Source organism: Staphylococcus marylandisciuri (assembly GCF_025519785.1).
In the GTDB taxonomy this organism is placed as follows: Bacteria; Bacillota; Bacilli; order Staphylococcales; family Staphylococcaceae; genus Staphylococcus; species Staphylococcus marylandisciuri.
Genome location: NZ_JAOPKZ010000017.1, coordinates 40,293 through 59,520 on the forward strand (window position 1 = coordinate 40,293; position 19,228 = coordinate 59,520).

At 28.1% G+C, this 19,228-nt stretch carries 18 protein-coding genes and 1 pseudogene; 4 read left to right on the forward strand and 15 right to left on the reverse strand.

Annotation, left to right across the window (positions count from 1 at the left end; genetic code table 11):
* Positions 1-34 precede the first annotated feature (34 nt).
* Both N9R04_RS10135 and N9R04_RS10140 read left to right on the forward strand, forming a co-directional pair.
* Complete coding sequence (locus tag N9R04_RS10135) at positions 35-484, forward strand: hypothetical protein (protein ID WP_262856655.1); 450 nt, start codon at positions 35-37, stop codon at positions 482-484.
* On the forward strand, positions 477-1,370 hold the full coding sequence (locus N9R04_RS10140; protein WP_262856656.1) for a DMT family transporter: 894 nt from the start codon (positions 477-479) through the stop codon (positions 1,368-1,370). The genes N9R04_RS10135 and N9R04_RS10140 overlap by 8 nt, the downstream gene beginning before the upstream one ends.
* Before the next feature lie 1,259 nt (positions 1,371-2,629).
* Here N9R04_RS10140 and N9R04_RS10145 read toward each other — a convergent pair.
* The 9 genes and pseudogenes from N9R04_RS10145 to N9R04_RS10185 all read right to left on the reverse strand — a co-directional run bounded on the left by N9R04_RS10145 (position 2,630) and on the right by N9R04_RS10185 (position 12,960).
* Entirely contained in the window at positions 2,630-3,409 is a 780-nt protein-coding gene (locus N9R04_RS10145; RefSeq protein WP_262856657.1) for a hypothetical protein, read from the reverse strand.
* A gap of 47 nt (positions 3,410-3,456) precedes the next feature.
* Entirely contained in the window at positions 3,457-5,388 is a 1,932-nt protein-coding gene (locus tag N9R04_RS10150; protein WP_262856658.1) for an ATP-dependent DNA helicase, read from the reverse strand.
* Positions 5,389-5,640: 252 nt separating this feature from the next.
* Positions 5,641-6,123, reverse strand: a pseudogene (gene tnpA, locus N9R04_RS10155) (IS200/IS605 family transposase).
* A 189-nt stretch (positions 6,124-6,312) separates the two neighbouring features.
* Entirely contained in the window at positions 6,313-8,865 is a 2,553-nt protein-coding gene (locus tag N9R04_RS10160; RefSeq protein WP_262856659.1) for a DEAD/DEAH box helicase family protein, read from the reverse strand.
* Position 8,866: 1 nt separating this feature from the next.
* Entirely contained in the window at positions 8,867-10,795 is a 1,929-nt protein-coding gene (locus tag N9R04_RS10165) for a DNA methyltransferase (protein ID WP_262856660.1), read from the reverse strand.
* Between the two features lie 368 nt (positions 10,796-11,163).
* On the reverse strand, positions 11,164-11,328 hold the full coding sequence (locus tag N9R04_RS10170; protein WP_262856661.1) for a GNAT family protein: 165 nt from the start codon (positions 11,326-11,328) through the stop codon (positions 11,164-11,166).
* The gene (locus tag N9R04_RS10175; protein WP_262856663.1) at positions 11,309-11,464 is read right to left on the reverse strand and encodes a GNAT family N-acetyltransferase; all 156 of its coding nucleotides are present in this window, start codon (positions 11,462-11,464) and stop codon (positions 11,309-11,311) included. The genes N9R04_RS10170 and N9R04_RS10175 overlap by 20 nt, the downstream gene beginning before the upstream one ends.
* Positions 11,465-11,641: 177 nt before the next feature.
* Positions 11,642-12,391 carry an adenylate/guanylate cyclase domain-containing protein gene (locus tag N9R04_RS10180; RefSeq protein ID WP_262856664.1) on the reverse strand — a complete coding sequence of 250 codons (750 nt, stop codon included), beginning with the start codon at positions 12,389-12,391 and terminating at the stop codon, positions 11,642-11,644.
* Between the two features lie 2 nt (positions 12,392-12,393).
* Positions 12,394-12,960, reverse strand: coding sequence for a Pycsar system effector family protein (locus N9R04_RS10185; protein WP_262856665.1), 567 nt, complete (start codon positions 12,958-12,960; stop codon positions 12,394-12,396).
* Positions 12,961-13,150: 190 nt separating this feature from the next.
* Here N9R04_RS10185 and N9R04_RS10190 point away from each other — a divergent pair, with 190 nt between their 5' ends.
* Together N9R04_RS10190 and N9R04_RS10195 are read left to right on the forward strand one after the other, a co-directional pair.
* On the forward strand, positions 13,151-13,381 hold the full coding sequence (locus N9R04_RS10190; RefSeq protein WP_262856666.1) for a hypothetical protein: 231 nt from the start codon (positions 13,151-13,153) through the stop codon (positions 13,379-13,381).
* A gap of 733 nt (positions 13,382-14,114) precedes the next feature.
* Positions 14,115-15,503 (forward strand): ISL3 family transposase, encoded by a 1,389-nt coding sequence (locus tag N9R04_RS10195; RefSeq protein WP_262856667.1) that lies wholly within the window; start codon positions 14,115-14,117, stop codon positions 15,501-15,503.
* A gap of 30 nt (positions 15,504-15,533) precedes the next feature.
* Here N9R04_RS10195 and N9R04_RS10200 read toward each other — a convergent pair whose 3' ends face one another.
* From N9R04_RS10200 to N9R04_RS10225, 6 genes are all read right to left on the reverse strand, one after another.
* The gene (locus N9R04_RS10200) at positions 15,534-16,148 is read right to left on the reverse strand and encodes an NDxxF motif lipoprotein (RefSeq protein ID WP_262856668.1); all 615 of its coding nucleotides are present in this window, start codon (positions 16,146-16,148) and stop codon (positions 15,534-15,536) included.
* The gene (locus tag N9R04_RS10205) at positions 16,148-16,714 is read right to left on the reverse strand and encodes an HAAS signaling domain-containing protein (RefSeq protein ID WP_262856669.1); all 567 of its coding nucleotides are present in this window, start codon (positions 16,712-16,714) and stop codon (positions 16,148-16,150) included. Before N9R04_RS10205 ends, N9R04_RS10200 begins: the two co-directional genes overlap by 1 nt.
* Positions 16,707-17,030, reverse strand: coding sequence for a PadR family transcriptional regulator (locus N9R04_RS10210; RefSeq protein ID WP_262856670.1), 324 nt, complete (start codon positions 17,028-17,030; stop codon positions 16,707-16,709). Before N9R04_RS10210 ends, N9R04_RS10205 begins: the two co-directional genes overlap by 8 nt.
* Positions 17,031-17,119: 89 nt before the next feature.
* Positions 17,120-18,832, reverse strand: a complete 1,713-nt coding sequence (locus N9R04_RS10215; protein WP_262856671.1) for an ABC transporter ATP-binding protein — start codon at positions 18,830-18,832, stop codon at positions 17,120-17,122.
* A gap of 78 nt (positions 18,833-18,910) precedes the next feature.
* Positions 18,911-19,030: a class III lanthipeptide gene (locus N9R04_RS10220; protein WP_262856672.1), complete on the reverse strand. Its 120-nt coding sequence runs from the start codon at positions 19,028-19,030 to the stop codon at positions 18,911-18,913.
* A gap of 25 nt (positions 19,031-19,055) precedes the next feature.
* On the reverse strand, positions 19,056-19,175 hold the full coding sequence (locus N9R04_RS10225) for a class III lanthipeptide (protein WP_262856672.1): 120 nt from the start codon (positions 19,173-19,175) through the stop codon (positions 19,056-19,058).
* Positions 19,176-19,228: the final 53 nt, after the last annotated feature.

The window sequence follows — 19,228 nt, forward strand, 5'->3', positions numbered from 1 at the left end:
CGCTCCCATACAATATTAAAGGGGTTGTTCTATAGTGAGTGAGATTAAACAAAATGTTTATGCACAATGTGATTTAGTGAAGGAGTTAAACTATGAAGGCATACAAGATGATGATCAAGAATTATTAGAAGAAATGAGTCATTTGTCAGCAGATAGATATAAAGCATGTTCATTAACTTATTGCTCGCATCATGATAATGAACCTTTTCCATCTACACATTTAATTGAAAGAAGCAATGAAACTGGAGAAACGAATGTTATAGCAATTCCTGCAGCAGGCCATAATCCGACCGAAGAAATCGTCAGTAAAGATTTAATAGGGAGCTTTGAAATTACTCAACCCGTAGAATCTTACGTTGTTTCTAATACCGAGGTTAGTCATTACATAAGCTCAGCTGACAATGGAAAAAGTAATAACACGGGTGTAAATTCAGTGAGTCTAATTAACTACCAACAAACCGTGGTGGCAGATGATGATGAATAAACACAACTATAATAAATCCATTTACTTTGCATTTGGAATTACTATTTTACTTTGGGCTTCAGCTTTTCCAGTAATTAAAATAGCACTTAACGATTTTAAAGCGGAACATTTATCTGCTTTAAGGTTACTCATCGCGGCAATAATATTATTCTTTCTAGGGATTGTAAGAAGAATACCTCTTCCTAATATGAGAGACATACCGTTTATTCTACTGTTAGGATTTAGCGGTTTTACAGTCTATCACACTGCATTAAGTATCGGTGAATACTATGTGAGTGCTGGCGTGGCTAGCTTAATCGTATCCACAACTCCTATTTTTTCTGCACTGCTCGCCACTTATTTTTTTAAAGAAAGATTTTCAAAATTAGCTTGGTTTGGTTCACTGATTGCATTTTTAGGCGTAGCATTAATATCATTAGGTAACGGAGACAAAGTGAATGTCTTTATCGTAGGTATCGTGCTCGTTCTACTAGCCTCCTTTGGCGAGAGCGTATATTTTACGTTTCAAAAAAAGTTCTTAGATAAATATGGATTTATCCCATTAACGATTTATACAATAATTACAGGAGCATTATTTATGCTTATATTTTTACCTGAAAGTGTTAGTGAAATGCAGTCCGCCCACATGACAGCTATACTATCCGTCTTTTATTTAGGCGCATTTCCAACAGTTATCCCTTACATTGCCTTAGCCTATACGATACAAAAAATAGGTGTGTCAGACGCCACGATCTCTCTCTATTTAACACCAGCAATTTCACTTATATTAGCCTACTTTATGTTAGGTGAAATGCCAACGTTAGTTGCAATGATTGGAGGTATCATTACATTAATAGGCGTCGCCATTACCTCTGCAAATGCTGAAGAAAGTGTAGATTTGAAATAGAAAATGAGGTACTTTAAATTAGAGTTACAGTAGATTCTATTACGCGCAATCGCTGTGCTCTAATTTTTATTTTCATTCATCTAAGATCGACCTTTGATTACACTCAAACGCTCACTTTATACTCCTCTCATAGGCGGCCTTATAACCTCGATAGTATTATTCGTTTTAGGGGCTAAACTTCAAAGTATAATCACTATTTATGCAGGGATTCAATGTTTAATTATTAGTGTGTGTTCACTTTATTTCCTTAAAACGATTGAATATTAAATATGCAGTTAACACTTGACTTAATCCTGATAGAAGAGGATTAATGGCTATGCAGTCTATAACTGTAATACTTTCTTTCTAACTTTATTAGTTATATTTTAGCGTATTACTGCAGGGGCGGGACAAAAGCGTTTCTGTCGTAAATCCTGCTTCTGGGACACCGTTCATCGTTTTCCAAGAGCATAGAACTTTATGTGGCAGCCTCATTCTATAATATTAAGCAACTCAAGCGATTTTAAAAATATTAACGATAAATGCAGAGTTAAAAAGCTTATTAATACCAATGATTGTTATCGCTATATCTAATTATCTGCTCAATATAATTGGATTAGAAACAATGGGAGATTAATTTTTGAGAACAATAGAAAGTGCACCTTTCAATTTAATAATCCTTCCTCAACTTAGTGCATACCTCTATAGTAATTAAGCAAACGACTATAATAATAGGCAATGACAGTAAAACGATGTTATTAAAGAATATATTTGTCCTGTCTAGTAATATTGATACGTAAAATTACTAATATAAATAAAATATAGACCTATAGAATACTGTAAAAATAAATCAGTCCGATTTTTAAAGCTATTTTGTTTTCGATATACATATAAGAGCAAAAAACTAACCAAACTTAAAAAAAGAGGCAAAAAAAGAATATACTTTGTAATCAACGTATTTTCATTGCTTAAGTGCATTGGAATATTGTGAGGTATACTATTCCAACATTTAATAATTACAAATAAACTAATTATTAAAAGTGCGAAGTAAAGAAACGAAATTATCAATTCCCTATGATGTTTAATATGTAAGCCTCCTATCTATTGTTATAGGATTACCTGAGTATTTTTAGACAAAACTTCAATTTGGATATGGTTCTGCTTATTTCGTGGTGGTGGTTTTTTTATTTACTCAGAACCTTCTATAAATATATATTACATTAAGAAGATCCTTACAATTACTCAGTTTTACTCAGTCTAGCCCCATCTTGGAATTAAAACTATAATTTGTTTGTTAAATAATCAAAATTATATATAATTTCATCAAGGCTTTTAGACTTATTAATTACTTTATAAAATTTGGTATCATTATACCTATTATCTTTTCTTAATAAATAGTAATTTGTCATTTTTCTATATTCTGGCTTTACAATTACATATCCATTTATTTCATTTAATATAATATAATACTCTTCTAATTCATGTTCATTGATTTGAAATAGCAAATTATCAACAGGTTCATTTGAGAGAAAAATAGACCTTATAATGTATAAAATTAATAATGTAATATTAAAGTACAATAAAATACTATTTACATTAATTGATGCTTCATTTAAATATACAAATTTGCCATTATTAATAAGAACTAGGGCTAGAAAGTAATAAATCCAATACTTTGTATATATTAAAATACATATATAAGCAAGTCTTTTAATTGCAGATATGTAATTAATTGAACTCTTAGTTCTATCTCCATATTCTTTATAAGGTGGGAAAAAGTTATTCACATTAAGTTTCTCGAAAATCATTATAATAATAAAAATTAAAAACAAAATAAGTAATGTAAATAATACTATATGATTATACACTATAGAAAATGCATATACTATTTTAAGTTTGAACTCTTCATCTAAAAAACTCATTAATTTATCAAACGGAAAATTCAAATTCCACATAATAAGTAAAATACCAAAAATCACATAATGTAACGGTATTGAAAGTCTTTCTTCAATATCCTTTTTAAACTTTGAGTAATAGGTTATTAGATTTATAAAATTCATTACAATTAACCCCCTATTAAAAATGCGTATGATTTTAAAAAAAATAGTTATAATGATGTCAAAAAATTCATCACATCGGAATCATCAATTTTAGTTTTTATTGGTATCGAATTTAATATTGACTCTCTATATCGGTAATTTTTATTATTCATTCTTGAATCCAATATAGTCAATAATCCTCTATCCTTTGATGTTCTGATCAATCTACCAGTGCCTTGTTTTAATTTCATAATCATTTCTGGTACTAGTACTTTTTCACTATCACCCCGTAATTCAATCTTTCTTTGTATTACTGGATCAGGAACTGGAAATGGTAATCTTACTATTATAAGTGAGGTTAAATATTTTCCTTTCAAATCAATTCCTTCCCAAAACACTCCTGTACCTAATATTATTCCATGTGTTTTTTTGAAGTTTTGAATGATTTCATTTTGACTTACTTCCCCATCGTCTAAATAAAGACACTTTTGAATGTTTAGTTTTTTTAACTCATCAGATACAAATAAAATATCTTCTTTGGCTGTAAATAAAACCATTGTACCTCCAGAGTTATGTATTGATATATTGTAAATATGCTTTGCTATCTCTTTATAGTATTCATTATCTCGATTATTATGATTTGGCAATTGCGACGGAATATATAATCTACTTTCATCATATGGAAACTCATTTCTTTCGACATTTTCATAGTAGCCATTAAATCCTATATTTTCTATTATATAGTTATAGCCGTCCATTTCATTAGAATCACTTGTAATCGTTGCTGAAAAACAAGCAACTATATTATTACCATTGAATAAAGTTTTCTTTAATATTTTAGATGGATTACTAGGACAATACGATATTCTAATTTGATTATTGGATAATATTTCACTCCATATAACATAATCATCATCATTCATAGCTACAATTTCTAATGCTTTAATAATATTTTCTATTTCATCTAATTCATTATCATTCACTTTTGATTTTCTAATAAAAGTATCTAAACTTTTAATTTCAAGCATGCTTTTTAATTCTTCTAAACTTTCTATTAACTTATTCAAGTTATTAATATTACCTTTATTAATCTCTATTCTTCCACTATTTATAACTGGTTTACTTTCATACATATTACGAGAGTTTATATAAGCTAACTGGCTATTAAACCAACTCTTTAACTCACTCACACATTCAAAATTGTATTTATTTCTGTTAAACTTATTTATTGCACTTTTTAAAATGCTAATGCAATAAAAAGAATTAATACTTGTAGTGTATGCAGCACGTTGATTTTCTTCCAAATTATGTACTTCATCAATTATAATCAAACAAGGATTTTCATAAATTATTCCCTTTTTACCTGTTTTCTTATTTTTATAATGTTGTAAAAGTAGATTTTGATTAACAATTATTACTTTTGGTTTGGATCCTTTAAGTCTAATGTGATTATTTCCTGTTACCATTTGATTTCTCATTTTCAAAAAAGAGCAATCTTGACTATGAACACATCTTTCATATATACATCTATTAGTGCTAATATCGTCCCAATCTATAGACAAATGATTTACTTCTTGCTTAGTCAAACCTCGATTAGCAATATCTAATGCTATATTTAACTTTTCAGATTTTAAATTATCGTGAATTTTTCTAAAACAAGGGTAATTTGTAACCCCTTTACCAACTATACACTCAATATCAACATTAAGTATATTTTCTACTTTTTTTATATCACTAGATAATTGTTCAGTTAATTGTATGGTTGAACTAGCAACAATAAGTGGTTTATTAGTAGCCATTGAAATTATAATACCCGGTATTAAGTAGCCAAATGATTTACCAATACCTACTTGTGCTTCTACAATAACATTTTCAGCCTTCTCAAAAGCTTCACAAACGCTATACATAAGATTCTCTTGACCTTCCCTAGTCTCCATTTCCATGTTACTCATATTTTTTATGGCCCTATCAACTTCTTGATAAATCCTCTGATAATTCACAGACGCACCCCCGGAACTTAAGTTCTTATATTATATCATAAAAGAACTTATGTTCTTAGTGAATATTTATATTTCCTAAAATTTAATTAAAATAGTTTGTATTGCTTTTCTTCAATTTTATCTTTAATTCTAAGTGCTGTTAGTACATATTAAAATCAAAACCACCCGTAAAACGGGTGGTTTGCTCTGCGGCTGAAAGCCTCTGTTACTGACCAGCCCTTATAAGGGCACTGAAAAGATCAGCCAACTGTACTATTTTTTTCTCACTCTTTTATTTTTATCCCCTGTAAATGCATCTATATATTCTATCAATATGAGTTGTTCTGCAACGATATCGCCTTATAATTGATATCGAACATATAGTTCTATTATCTTTTTATTTCTTCCGACCGTGTCGACGTAAAAACCTTTACACCGACATTTTATATTACCATATTTATATTTCAAATGTGCATGCCTATCAAGAAACATTAAGCTACCCTTACCTTTTAAGTAGCTAACAAATTGGGGAACACTTAGTTTTGGCGGTATACTTACTAACATATGAATATGGTCTTTACGTGCTTCAGCTTCTATAATTTCCACACCTTTTCTTTCAGATGATTATCTCAGAATTATACCGATATTCCTTTTTATTATTCCATATATAGTTTGTCTTCTATACTTAGGCACAAAAACTATGTGATACTTACAATTACACTTTGCATTTGCCAAACTATTTGTGATGTTAGACATATTGGCATCTCCTCATGTAGATAATATTGGTTGGCTGACCAATTATTATTCTATCATGAGGGATGCCTATTTTTTGATATAACGATAAAACCTTTACTGATCTATACGCATAGCGCATGGTTTACATTTAGCAGTAAATAAAAATTATATTCTTTTGATTGTTGTTTGCATTTTTAGTAATAGCAATACTTAATTTAATATTTTATTATTAAACTGTTCTTTGAATTCTTTTCTCTTTGTTGAATCATCAGAATAAAAGCTTAAGCCTACTAATCTAACATCATCATTTTCAGCCAGTACTTTAATATCATCTCTTTTATTCAGTGATAACATAAATTGTTCTTTCCATTTATCGTTTAATAATAAATGTTGACCTTTAGGTTCTATAAATACTTGATATGTGTGTTCATTATCCTTTAAGTACAATAAGAAATCAGGCATGAAGCCTCTGACACCATTGATTTCCCTAAACTTAATTTTACGTTCGTTACGTATTAAATAAACTTCTTCATATTCATTTTGCAAATCTTCCATCATATTATTGATTAAATCAATTAAATCACTCTCAAGACCATTTACAATAGCTTTATCATAAATGTACCAATCATGTTGTCCCATATTTTTAGGTCTTTTCTGATCTTCTAAATCTGTTACATCTCTATTGACATTATTAACCTCAACAACGTAGTCATCGATTAATTCTGAAAGTTTAATACCTTCAAAAATAGTTGTACCTTTGACCTTTAGATAATTATTTTTAATTTTTGTTTCTAATTTACTTAAATAATCATTCAATACAGACAACTTTTGTTTTGGCGTGATGTCACTAATATCCATCTCTTTAGGTATAGTTACGCTGATATCTAAATCTCCTAAAAAGTTTTTTGACTCTATAAATGTTTGCATACTCGTAATACTAGGTACATACCCTTTTAAATTAGAATATCTAAAGAATGGATTACTTCTTAAAGCTTTCTGTAGTAACGGCTTATTAAGCTTTAATCTTACTTCTTTACGATCTTCAGCTATAGCTTTGGTACCTTGAGTTAAATTAGACTCACTTACTTTGAATAACTCCTTCATATGTTCCCTAGGTGCACTATAATTTTCTAAATTCTTGTAGTCCTCAGCAGTTGTTGGCACTGTTTTGTTAACATATATTTTTCCGAATTTGAAAAGGTCAGTCTTTTTAAATTTATTTTTTACTTTTCCTTCATGTATCTCGCTTATATCAGTATTTGTTTGAACTTTTGCTTCCGTTAAGGATTGATGTAAATTCTTAATATATGAAGAATCGTTAATCGTATGATAGTGTAGAGTTTCGATTGCTTTTAAATCACTAAACTCTTCATCAAATCTACGTTTATAAGATTTTTGATTTTCATATATAAATGGATAATACCTCGCCCCACGGCCAATGAGTTGAGCTTCTGCATTAGTCGCATTTTTGTTGACCTTTTTCTTCTCGTCAACTTTGACAATATCAAATAGATTTAAAACATCCCAACCTTCATTAAGTTTGTACACCGCAAATATAGCTCTTATAGGATTATCATTATCTTCTAGATTATTAAGTAATTGCGCATTTTTCTCTTTCTCTTTTTCGTTGTTAACATTCAATGTAGTTTGTTCATTAAAATCCCACTTCAAGTCGTCTAACACTTTTGTTAAATTTGCTTTTTTATAATACCCAAAAACTTTACTCCAAATACTATTTTGACCACTGAAAAATTTATAACCATTATTAATAATTATTTCTAATCGCTCATACGTTAACTGTTCTAAACGGTCAAGCATCATTCGATGTATCTCTTGGGAACCTTTAATAGACGTTGACTGAAACATTACAACAGGTTTAAGAGTTATATTGTTTTTATTAGCTACATATTTTTTATATTCGCTCATTAATAGTGCGTGTATAATTTTATCTTCATTTTCTTCACTAGCATATAAAAGTGTTACGTTTTTTGAGTAACCTTGTTGCATAAATTCCTTTAAGTCATAACGATAAAGAATCCTATTCTTGTATTTTTCAAAAATATCATCTTCTAACTGTACCGTAGCTGTAAATTCTAATAACTTATTCTTATTGTTTTGCTTCATAATCCTATCAACAGTTACTTCCCAGTTAGTCTCTTCAATTTGCTGATTGCTTTTTTTGCCTTTTTTCTTTGTGCTGACATTTAGGTGATGTGCTTCATCAGCTAACAATACGATAGGGAACTGACCTAAATCTTCATATGTGATTTCATTTTCTCTTGGGTAATTTAATTTATCATGCAATGCATTAATCGTTGTTAATTTAAGGTATATCGTATTTTCATCAGGTAAGACGGGATAATTATCTACTACTTGAATGTTTATCACTTTACCATCAATGACAATACCTTCTGGATTAAACAAATACTTACTTGAAGATGTGTTAGTTAAATTGTCATAGGTTTTATTGACAATCGCTGTACTATTAACGAAAAACAAGAAATTTTGATAACCTTTTTCTTTATATAAATATAAAACTGTTGCAGCTAAAACAAGTGTTTTACCAGAGCCAGTTGCCATATTAAACATCAATTTGTTGTATAAATTACTTTCATCTTGTTCCTCGAGGTACATCAGTCTTTGAACCGCTTCTTCTTGGTACGGTCTTAGACGATGATTCAAATTATCAACGATATAATTAGGTATATCTGGATATTGTAAAAATAATTGGTTTTCTATACGATCATGTAACATTTCTGACATTTTACACACCTCCATAGAAACTATGGTTAAACGCTATTTCATCTTCAGTGAAATTATACACTGAGTCTTCAACATCAGAGTAATTAACATATAATTGATTATTATCTAATATTCTAATTAACACTTCTTTTTGGTCTTCAAGTTCTAATTCACTAAATTCTTTTTTAGTATTTGTAAACTTATCAAAATCTACTTCATAATTAAGAACACCATCATTTAATAGTTTATCGATTTGTTGACTAAGCTCTTCTTTTGTACTGCTACTTATAATTCTATCCACAATTTCTTGGTTTTCTTTTGCCAGTTCTGCATATACAAATGAACCGCCACCTTGCCAATCTACATCTTTAGATATGCCGCCTTGTTCACCTTCAATAACTTTTTGCAATCTTGGGACAGAGACAGCATTAATATAGTCCATTTGTTCAATACCAATATATTGACGATTCATTTTATGAGCAACAGCTTGAGTTGTAGCAGATCCCATGAAGAAATCCAATACTATATCTTTTTCTTTTGTTGTTATTTCTATAAAATCTTTAATCAACTCTTCTGGTTTAGCAAAATTAAACTTTTTTTCTTTAAAGAGATTTTTAATTTGATTTGTACCATTCCCACTACTATATGCTGGCTTATACATTAAAGTTTTTGGTTTATGAGATGGCAAATCACCCACTTCAGGTCTTTGTTTTTTGTAAAGATTTACATTATCATCAGTTTTAACTATAATAACGTCTTTGATATTTCTCTCTAGAGTAGATTTTTGCCATCTCCAAGACATTTCTTGTCCATTTGTAATTGGTAAAATTTTTTCTTTATATCCGTTTTTTTCAGTAGTACTAATAGTTCCATCTTCATAGAGAAATATTGGATAAAATAGGTTAGGCCTTTTATTTCTGGGAGCATTTACGCCAGTTGCTTTTAAATTCGCACCCTTTTTATAAAAACCAATTTCGTCTTGATTCCATTGTTCTAGTTTTTCAGAATTTTTTAAACTTAGCTGATAAAATTCTGCTTTTTCTTTATTTTTACTGTAAACCAATACATATTCATGTGTTCCTGCAAAAGCAAATTGATCTTGATTTCCTTTTAAATTCATAATTACTGCCAAATTATTGATAAAATTTTCTCTACCAAAAATCTCATCCGCTAATACTTTTAAATATGCTTGTTCGTTATCATCACATTGAATCATAATTATTCCTTCATCACTCATAAAGTTTTTAGCCAATTCAAGTCGATTTTTTATAAATGTCAGCCATGTTGAATGATTAAACCTATCGTTATATACAAAGCTATCACCATTGGTATTATACGGTGGATCTATATAAATCAACTTAATTGAGTCTTTATATTTTTCTTTCAAACTATGTAATGCTAATAAATTATTTCCTTTTATTATTAGATTCTCTTTATAATCTATATTATCTACAACATGTGGCCCTTCAATATTATATTTTTTTATATTTGTAAATACCTTTGGTGCTAATAAAGTATCAATTTCTTCTTTTGCAATCACTTCATTATAAAATTTTTCATCATTTTTTAAAATACTATCTTCTTTAGTCATTCCACCTTCAAGTACACAGTCCTTAAATGGAAAATTTAATACCACATCAGAATTATAATTCAAATATTTACCTTCCGCCGTTAAACCAATTTTATTAGCATACTTAGTATAGCTATCTTGCCAGTAATTTTTATAACGTAACAATGAAATAAATGCTTCTTTATCGAATACTTTATAACCATCTATATCTTGAACATATGTTTCATTAATAGATTTATTAGCTAAAAGCTTAGAAATCAATTTAGTATCGTTATTACGTAAATCTTCTATTATTATTTGTTTTGCTAGTTTTTCATTTATCCAATATTTTTCGACTCCACTTAGTATTTTACTAATTTCATCTAATATGTTGGCACTCATATAATCTCTCCATACATCAAAATTTAGTATATATCTTTATGATAATAGACTTTATAATATAAATACACCGGGAATTTCCAATTTATTAAACCTTTTCTGATGAAATTTTAACTAACTATAATTGGGATACCAACCCCACTTCACTTATGATACGCTTCTGCTTATCGGTTGTTGATGCGGTTTTTTGTAATTGATTTTTCGTACAGCTAGATAAAACGATATATTACTACTATAAATACTTTACGTCTAATATCAACTAGTAGCATAAATGCTTAATAAACAAAAAGCTCTATCAAGTTGTGGGACTTAATAGAGTATATTATTTGTTATCTTTTTACATAAAATTATTTATTGGTACTTTTGTAATTTCAATTACTATCCCATTTCATAAAATATTCATATTCTTGAGTTTCTGCTTCAAATTCCTTAGTTCGTATTTCAAATTGATGTTTTATATAAAAACGAATGGCTCTTTCATTCTTCTCATATACATGTAAATTAAATCCATTATAATCACTTTTTAATCTTTCCAATAAAAAACCTTCCTATACCTTTATTGCAGTAATTATCTGTAATAAAAAGACCTGCAATATATTGTTCATATAAGCCAGCAAATCCGACAATTTGATTATCAGCATAATACACGTAAATTGTTGAATCTGAGAACATTTTTTCACTTTATCTAGGTTATCAATCCAATACTCACGTTTTATAAAATCATGCGCTTCCAAATTAGAATTTAACCATATATTGGAAATTTTTCTATTGACTCAAAATCTAAATTGTCTAATTTCTTTATCAATGTACTCGCCCCCTATTTAAACAATTTCAAAACATAATTAACTTTTAATCTACCATACCTGCCTTAATCCATTCATCAAAGTCTGTACGCACAATATTTCCATGGTAATATGCGCCATTTTGGTTATCATGATTTTTTCTCCACCAATTTTTAGAATTTTCATTCTTTTCAATATCAATATAATTAGTGTAAAAAGTGCCTGACATCACAATGGGACAAATTCCCTCTTTATTACCAAGATCTGCTAAATTTGACGCTGTTGTTACTGCTTTTCCAATCCATACAAAATCATTTATACCTGAACACTTTCTACCTGCCTTCACTGCCAAATTTTTATCTGCAGCCAAACCAATACCTGCTTTGATATTTGGAAGATTTCTTTTATCTAATAATTTATTCAACATTTTTAAATAGGTATTAATGTAAACTGCACGTTGGTAGACATCATATATTTCTTCTTTGCTAGCAGTTGAATATACAGCAAATACGCAATCTCCCCTAATACCAATTTCTTTCAATTCATTATCTTGAGTATCTTTTTGTAAAATCTCTATAACTTCAGACGTAAAGCCTCTAATCACCTTGGCAACATCTACTTCACTATTTTCTGTGAATAATTTAGTAGAATTTCTTAAATCTATAAAAATTGCACTAAGCCAAGCTTTATAGCCATTCTCATATGTAAAATTGTCATTATTAGGAAATCTTTCCACTTCATTTATAAAATTAGTATTCTCTAAGATTTCTTCAACCTTTTTCTTTCTTGACTTGTAATCATAGCCTCTTATTTCCATATTTAAAAACCTCCTAGTTTAACTAAAATAATACCGATAAAATGCAAAACCAAAATTCCTAAAATTCCCCAAAGTACATATGCTAAACCTTTCTTATAAAAATAATATTTTTTTGTAGATATTTTTGAATTTATATAAATCTGGGATAAGATATCCTCGATTTCTTCTTCTGATGTTCTATTGATTCTTTGCTTTTTATACTCAGAATAAGTCTTGCTTGAAATACTTTCAAAATAATATAATGAATCATTTTCTACCTCATTATAAGTCTCAACAGAATTTTTTAACTGAGGAAAAAGTACCCTTACTATATTATATACTCCGTTGAAAAATAATAAATAGACCACGACTTCAAAACTTAAATAAATTAAATTAGAAAAATTTATATTGCTCAACACTTTTATTACTATTTCCCTTTGACTATTTAAGAATAATTCAGAAGAAATAGTAACAATAACAACTCCTAACATTGCTAAAACAATTGAAGCTTTTGTATCACAACTCTTTATCCACTCTAAATGTCTATCTAGCTCATCTAAAAGCTCAATTTTTAATTTGTTGTTTTCCATTAGATTAATCATCCTTTTAAATTATAAAAAATATAAATTTTTTAATAATTTTATTTTATATTTTGCAATCTATTTTATAATGAGACTACCTACTACAAATAATTATAACAAATCAAGAACTTACGTTCTCTATATATATATTCACAATTCTTAAGTTATAATTATTTAAAAATTAGAAATTAGCGATTTGATGAACCACGATTGGGGTCGTGAATTGCAATCAAATATTGAGGGTATCTATTCAAAAAATGTAAAAGAAGTAATGAACTACGCAAACCAATCATATGAAGAATTAAACAGGAATAGTAACACTCGTAACAAGGAGAATTACCCATTGATTCTTAATGATATAATTAAAATTGAAGTAGAATGTATTTATTACACCAATCATAAAGATGAAGAAAATAAACCAAAAAAATGAGAAGATCATGATTTATTTGTTTCAACTAAACCTAACTTTTCAGTAAATTTCAAAAAATTTTGCCTTGCACTTGGTATCGATTCTGAAAATTTTAAAATTGGAAAGTCTTATGCATTTAAATCTGAAAGTGAATCCGTTTTACATGATATATTACTGAACAACCCTGAATATATTTATTTTTTAAAATGGAGTTAATAAAAAAGACTTAAAATATATGATGTGCACCCCAAAAGTAGGACTAAAAACCTAACTTATGGGGTGCATTTTTATGTGTAAACATTATAAATATGAATTAAAATTAAAGGTAGTTCAAGAATATTTGAATAGTTCATTAGGCTATAAAGCATTAACAAAGAAATATAAAATATCGAATAAAAGTTTAATCCAAAGATGGGTTACATAATATAAAGAATTTGAACCAGAAGGGTTAAGCAAGCGATTGAAAAATAAAGTTTATGCTAGAGAATTTAAGCTATCTATATTATGATTTAGACAAAAAATAGGTTGTCTTATAGTGAAACAGCACCATGATATGTGATTAGCAACATAGACTTGAGGTGAATGATATCCTCGGACTAGACAACAACCGGAAAAGACGTCCAAGTAAAATGGGATGTACACTTTTAACGGTTGGTGAGTAAAATCATCAATCGTTTTTTATGTTTGAATACAAAAAAGCACAAATATCTCTATAATTATAAGTGACCAAACCATAATTAAAGGAGAGATATCTATGCCGTATACTTATAATAAAACAAATTACCTTGGTTTAAAAGTAGATAATATTTATTTTTCAAATGAACTACCTCAAGAAATATACTACAAGTGCATCAAAACGCTATTTTATAAAGCTGTTTTAACCTATGATGCTATTGCTTGTGAATGTTGTGGTATTAAAAATGGCAAGCGACACACATTAATTTATTTGGGTGAAATCATTTATAAACCTGCTTACTTAGAACTAAATAAACAGCGATTTTATTGTAAGGCTTGTGGTGAAACTTTCACAGCTAAGACATCTTTCGTTCAACCAAAATCTTCGATTTCAAATTCAGTAAAGCTAGCTATTGCTGAAAAGGCTGCTGAAGCACGCTCTGAGAAAGCAATCGCGCATGATTTATTTATTTCACCTTCAACTGTTCATCGTCAAATGAAAATTATTGCTCAACAAGTTAAACCAAAAATATCAGATATACTGCCAAATCATTTGTCTTTTGATGAGTTTAAATCAACTAAAGATGTTGAAGGCGCAATGAGTTTTATATATTGTGACGGAAGTACACACGAAATATTAGATATTTTACCTGATCGACGAAAAGGTGAACTTGAAAAATATTTTAGTCGACTTCCTCTTAAAACACGGGCACGTGTTAAAACTATATCCATTGATATGTATAAACCCTATATAGAATTAATCAAAAAATTATTCCTAAATGCTAGAATCATTATTGATCGCTTTCATATTGTACAAGCAATTAATAGAGAAATTAATCGTTGCCGTGTATCAGTTATGAATAGTAAACGTAAGTCAAACAGACCTGAATATAATAAACTAAAGCGCTATTGGCGATTATTTTTAAAGAACCCTTACCAATTGAATTCTATAAATTATCATCCATTTAGACTTTTTAAGAGTTGGCAAAGCACTTATAGTGCATTACAATATTTACTTACTTTAGACGATAAACTAGAAGCAACTTATCGAATTGGACATCAAATTTTAAATGCACTAAGAATGAATGATATAAAGCATTTTGAAGAAGCTTTAAGTAAAGCCGAAAATGAAGAAATCTTTGAAGGACTAAAGCGCATTATTAAAACTTTTAAAGACTATTTACCTTTTATAGAAAACACTATGACATATCCCAAATTCACAAATGGTCCTATCGAAGGAATCATTAATAAAATAAAACTAATAAAAAGAAATGCCTACGGCTATCGTAATTTCATTAATTTTAGAAACAGAATACTTATAATTTCTAGATTATTTGTATCTAAACATAAAAAATACATCAAGCAACATAGGAAAGAGTTGCTTGATGTATCAAATATATATATTTTTATAGACCAACCATTGTTGACAAACAGCCCATTTTTTATGAAGGATGCTCTAAATATATAGAAAATATACTATAATAAATTAAAAATGCCTTTAATTTTTAAAAGCTCTCGTTTTTATATTTTTTTCTTTTAAGAATTTTTCAATTTTATCCTGTTCTTTACCATTAACAACTTTGCTATCTTCACTAATTTCATTAAAATGTTCAGTCGATACTTTTCCACTTTCTGTAATTTCATCGATACTTGAATTAATTTGCTCATCTAAATTTTGAAAGTCCTTGTTTGACGTAGAGATGTATTTGCTTATTTTAAATGAATATTTTTTATATCCTTCAGGAAGAGTATTATTACTTATATAATGACGGAAATTATTGTCGTTGTCTTTAGTTAGTTTGTTTAGTTTCTTAATTTCTTTACTTTCTTTTTTACTTAAGTCTTCCTCTGAATCTACTTTATCTTGATAATATTCTTTTGCTTCGTTTAAATCATTATCTGTATTTAGATATATTTTAATTGCTTCTTTAATTTCTTGTTCTGACAAGTACGAATTTGTAGTTTGGTTATCAAAAACCTTTGATGGTAAATCTTTTTTTTCTACTTTCTTATAATCATTATCACTTTGCTTTATATCATTAGAATCACTATTAGAACATCCTGCTATAAAAAGTGATAAAACTAATATTCCTAACATCAAAGATGTTCTCATCATAAACTCTCCTTTTTAACAATGTCTATATTCCATTTTAAATACAAAGTAAGAAATTTAAAAAAGTTTTTTACAAAGAAGTATCCAATAAAGATTAAAATTAAACCTAAAACAAGCCCTTTTATCATTTCAAATATATCACTTAATGTAATAGTATCAAATCCATTCACAACTCCCATAACTAATAATATTATTGGCGAGACTATCATAACTGGGACTGCAATAATATATGCTAGTATAAAAGGTAAAAGTAACATAAATACAAATAAGCTTAATCCAAGTAAAATAAAATTAAAAACACTTAATCCCATTATAGAAAACACAGCAATAAAGATATTTTTAATGCTTTTTTTGTTTTTAACAGCGTTTAAAGCATTCATAGCATTTATTTCCTTTGAAATATTAACTGGATTTCCTAAATCTCGAATAATTTCCTCATCGCTTTTATTATCTTTATAAGCACTAAGAAAATGAGACTCATATTCGTTAAGAATATCTTTCCTTTCTTCTTTGCTTATTCTTTTCATACGTCTATTCAAAGTTGCAATGTATTCGTCCTTATTCATGAACATCACTCTCTTCCATAAATGAATTTATTGATTCAGTAAACATATTCCATTCTCTCGTCAACTCTTTCAATCTCTCATTACCTTTAATAGTAATTGCATAATATTTACGTGATGGCCCTTCCTTAGAAGGTTCATAATAACTATTTAAATATTCCTCTTTAACAAGTCTTCGTAACAATGGATAAATAGTACCTTCTGATATTGTAATTTTTTGGGTCATAATTTGAATTAACGAGTATCCATATTGGTCTTGTCGACTAATAATCAATAAAACTAATAACTCTAACGCCCCTTTTTTGAATTGAACATTCATTATTTAATGTCCTCCTTATCAATTTATGGAGTATACTAAAACACTACTATGTAATATAAGATACCTTATTTTAGGTAATAGGTAAAGCGTTAGGACATAACTTTAATGAATTTTTTATATCTTTCATTGTTTTTCAACAATTCTCCGTGACTTCCTTTAAAAAGCATTTTACCATTTTCTATAAATAGAATCTCTTCATCCTCACATAACTCTTGTACATTATGCGTTATTTTTAAAGTAGTTCTGTATTGTGTAAGTTCTGAAATAGATTTTAGAATCTCACTTTTAGATTCGTTATCCAAATTTGAAGTAGCTTCATCTAATAAAATTAGACTTGGATTCTTTAAAAATAACCTTGCTAAATTTAATTTTTGCTTTTCTCCGCCGGATAATTTATTTCCTCCTTCTCCAACATCTCTATTAAGATTCTCAATTTGACTAGTTACAAGCTTATTTAACATGGAAAAATCTAAACTTTTTTGCATTTTGTCAATTGTTATTTTGTCTTCTCTTAATCCATATAATAAATTATCTTTTATAGTCCCACTTATAATTGGTATATCTTGACTCACTAATCCTATATTCTTTCTTAAGGAATTAGTACTAATTTTATTAATATTAATACCATCTATTGTTATACTGCCTTTTGTTATGTTATAAAATTTTTCCAACGTATTTAGTAATGTTGTTTTTCCCGAACCTGAAGGACCTATAATTGTAAGAGTTTTTCCTTTACTTAATTTAAAAGATATGTCATCAAGAATTTTCTTACCGTTAAACTCCATAGTCACATTATTAAACGATATGTTACTATTTAACTTAAAATCAAATTCACATTCATCAATTTTTCTTTCCTCAGCTTCATTTATAATTTTTGTTAAACTTTTGAAAGCACCGTTAGCTTTATGATATTCTCCTATAAAGCTGCTTATAGAACTCATAGGGGTCATTAATTGAAATGAATAAATTATAAATGCAATAAGAGTACCTAATGCCAATGTTCCGTTTTGAATTCTAAACGCCCCGTAACCAACAATGACTAGTAATCCTAAAATCAGCAAAAAATTCACTAAAGGAGAAATTAATGCCATAACTTTACTTTCGTATAGATTTACGTTAAATAGATTATTAATATGTTTGGAAATAATTCTCTTTTCTGCGTCTTCGGCAGTAGACGCTTTTACCATTTTAATATTTTTAAATGTCTCTTGAGTCTTAGATATAAATTTAGATACTTCGTACTGTTGTATCTCTCCAGTATTTTCCAATTTTTTCATCATTGGCAGAATTATCCCAAAAATCAAAGGTGCTATTAACAGTATTACTATAGTTAATTTCCAATCTAATAGCGCTATTAAAACGATCGCACCAATAATCATGATAATCCCGTTTATAACTTTCGGAATATGGAAAGTTATTAAATCTTTTATTACTTCTGTATCATTTACTAATCTACTTGATAGCTCGCCACTTTTATACATATCAAAGAAATATGTTGGGTAATTTATTATTCTATTATATATATTCTGTTGCAAATCTTTAATTATTATATTTCCAAATTTTGAGATTATATATTCATTTACCCCTTCAATCAGAGATCTTAATATTAAGAATAAAACTAAAGAAACGACAATTAAAGTATTTATTTGATTGTTTTCTAATTGGTTTATAATGTTTCTTATTAATATTGGGAAGTATAGAGATGCTATTGTAAAAAATAAAGATAGTATAATAATTAAAGCTAGATACATCTTTTTCTTTTTATTATTTATAGTAAGTTTAAATATTTTATATACATTCAAAGATTATCACCTTCATAAAAATTGAGACAATAAAGGTGTATTAAACACCTTCATTGTCTCTATTATTAAAAATTAACTCTAACAAATAAACCAGCTTGAATGGCTGCTATTTTTACAGTTTTGACTTTTTGAAGATTTTGCTTTTAATTGTACCTCTTTTGAAATTGTTTCTTGTTGTAATGATAAAACTTTATTCATTTGACTTCACTCCTTAAATTATTATTTAACAAATAAACCAACTTGAATGACTGCTATTTTTACAGTTTTGGCTTTTTGAAGATTTTGCTTTTAATTGTACCTCTTTTGAAATTGTTTCTTGTTGTAATGATAAAACTTTATTCATTTGACTTCACTCCTTAAATTATTATTTAACAAATAAACCAACTTGAATGACTG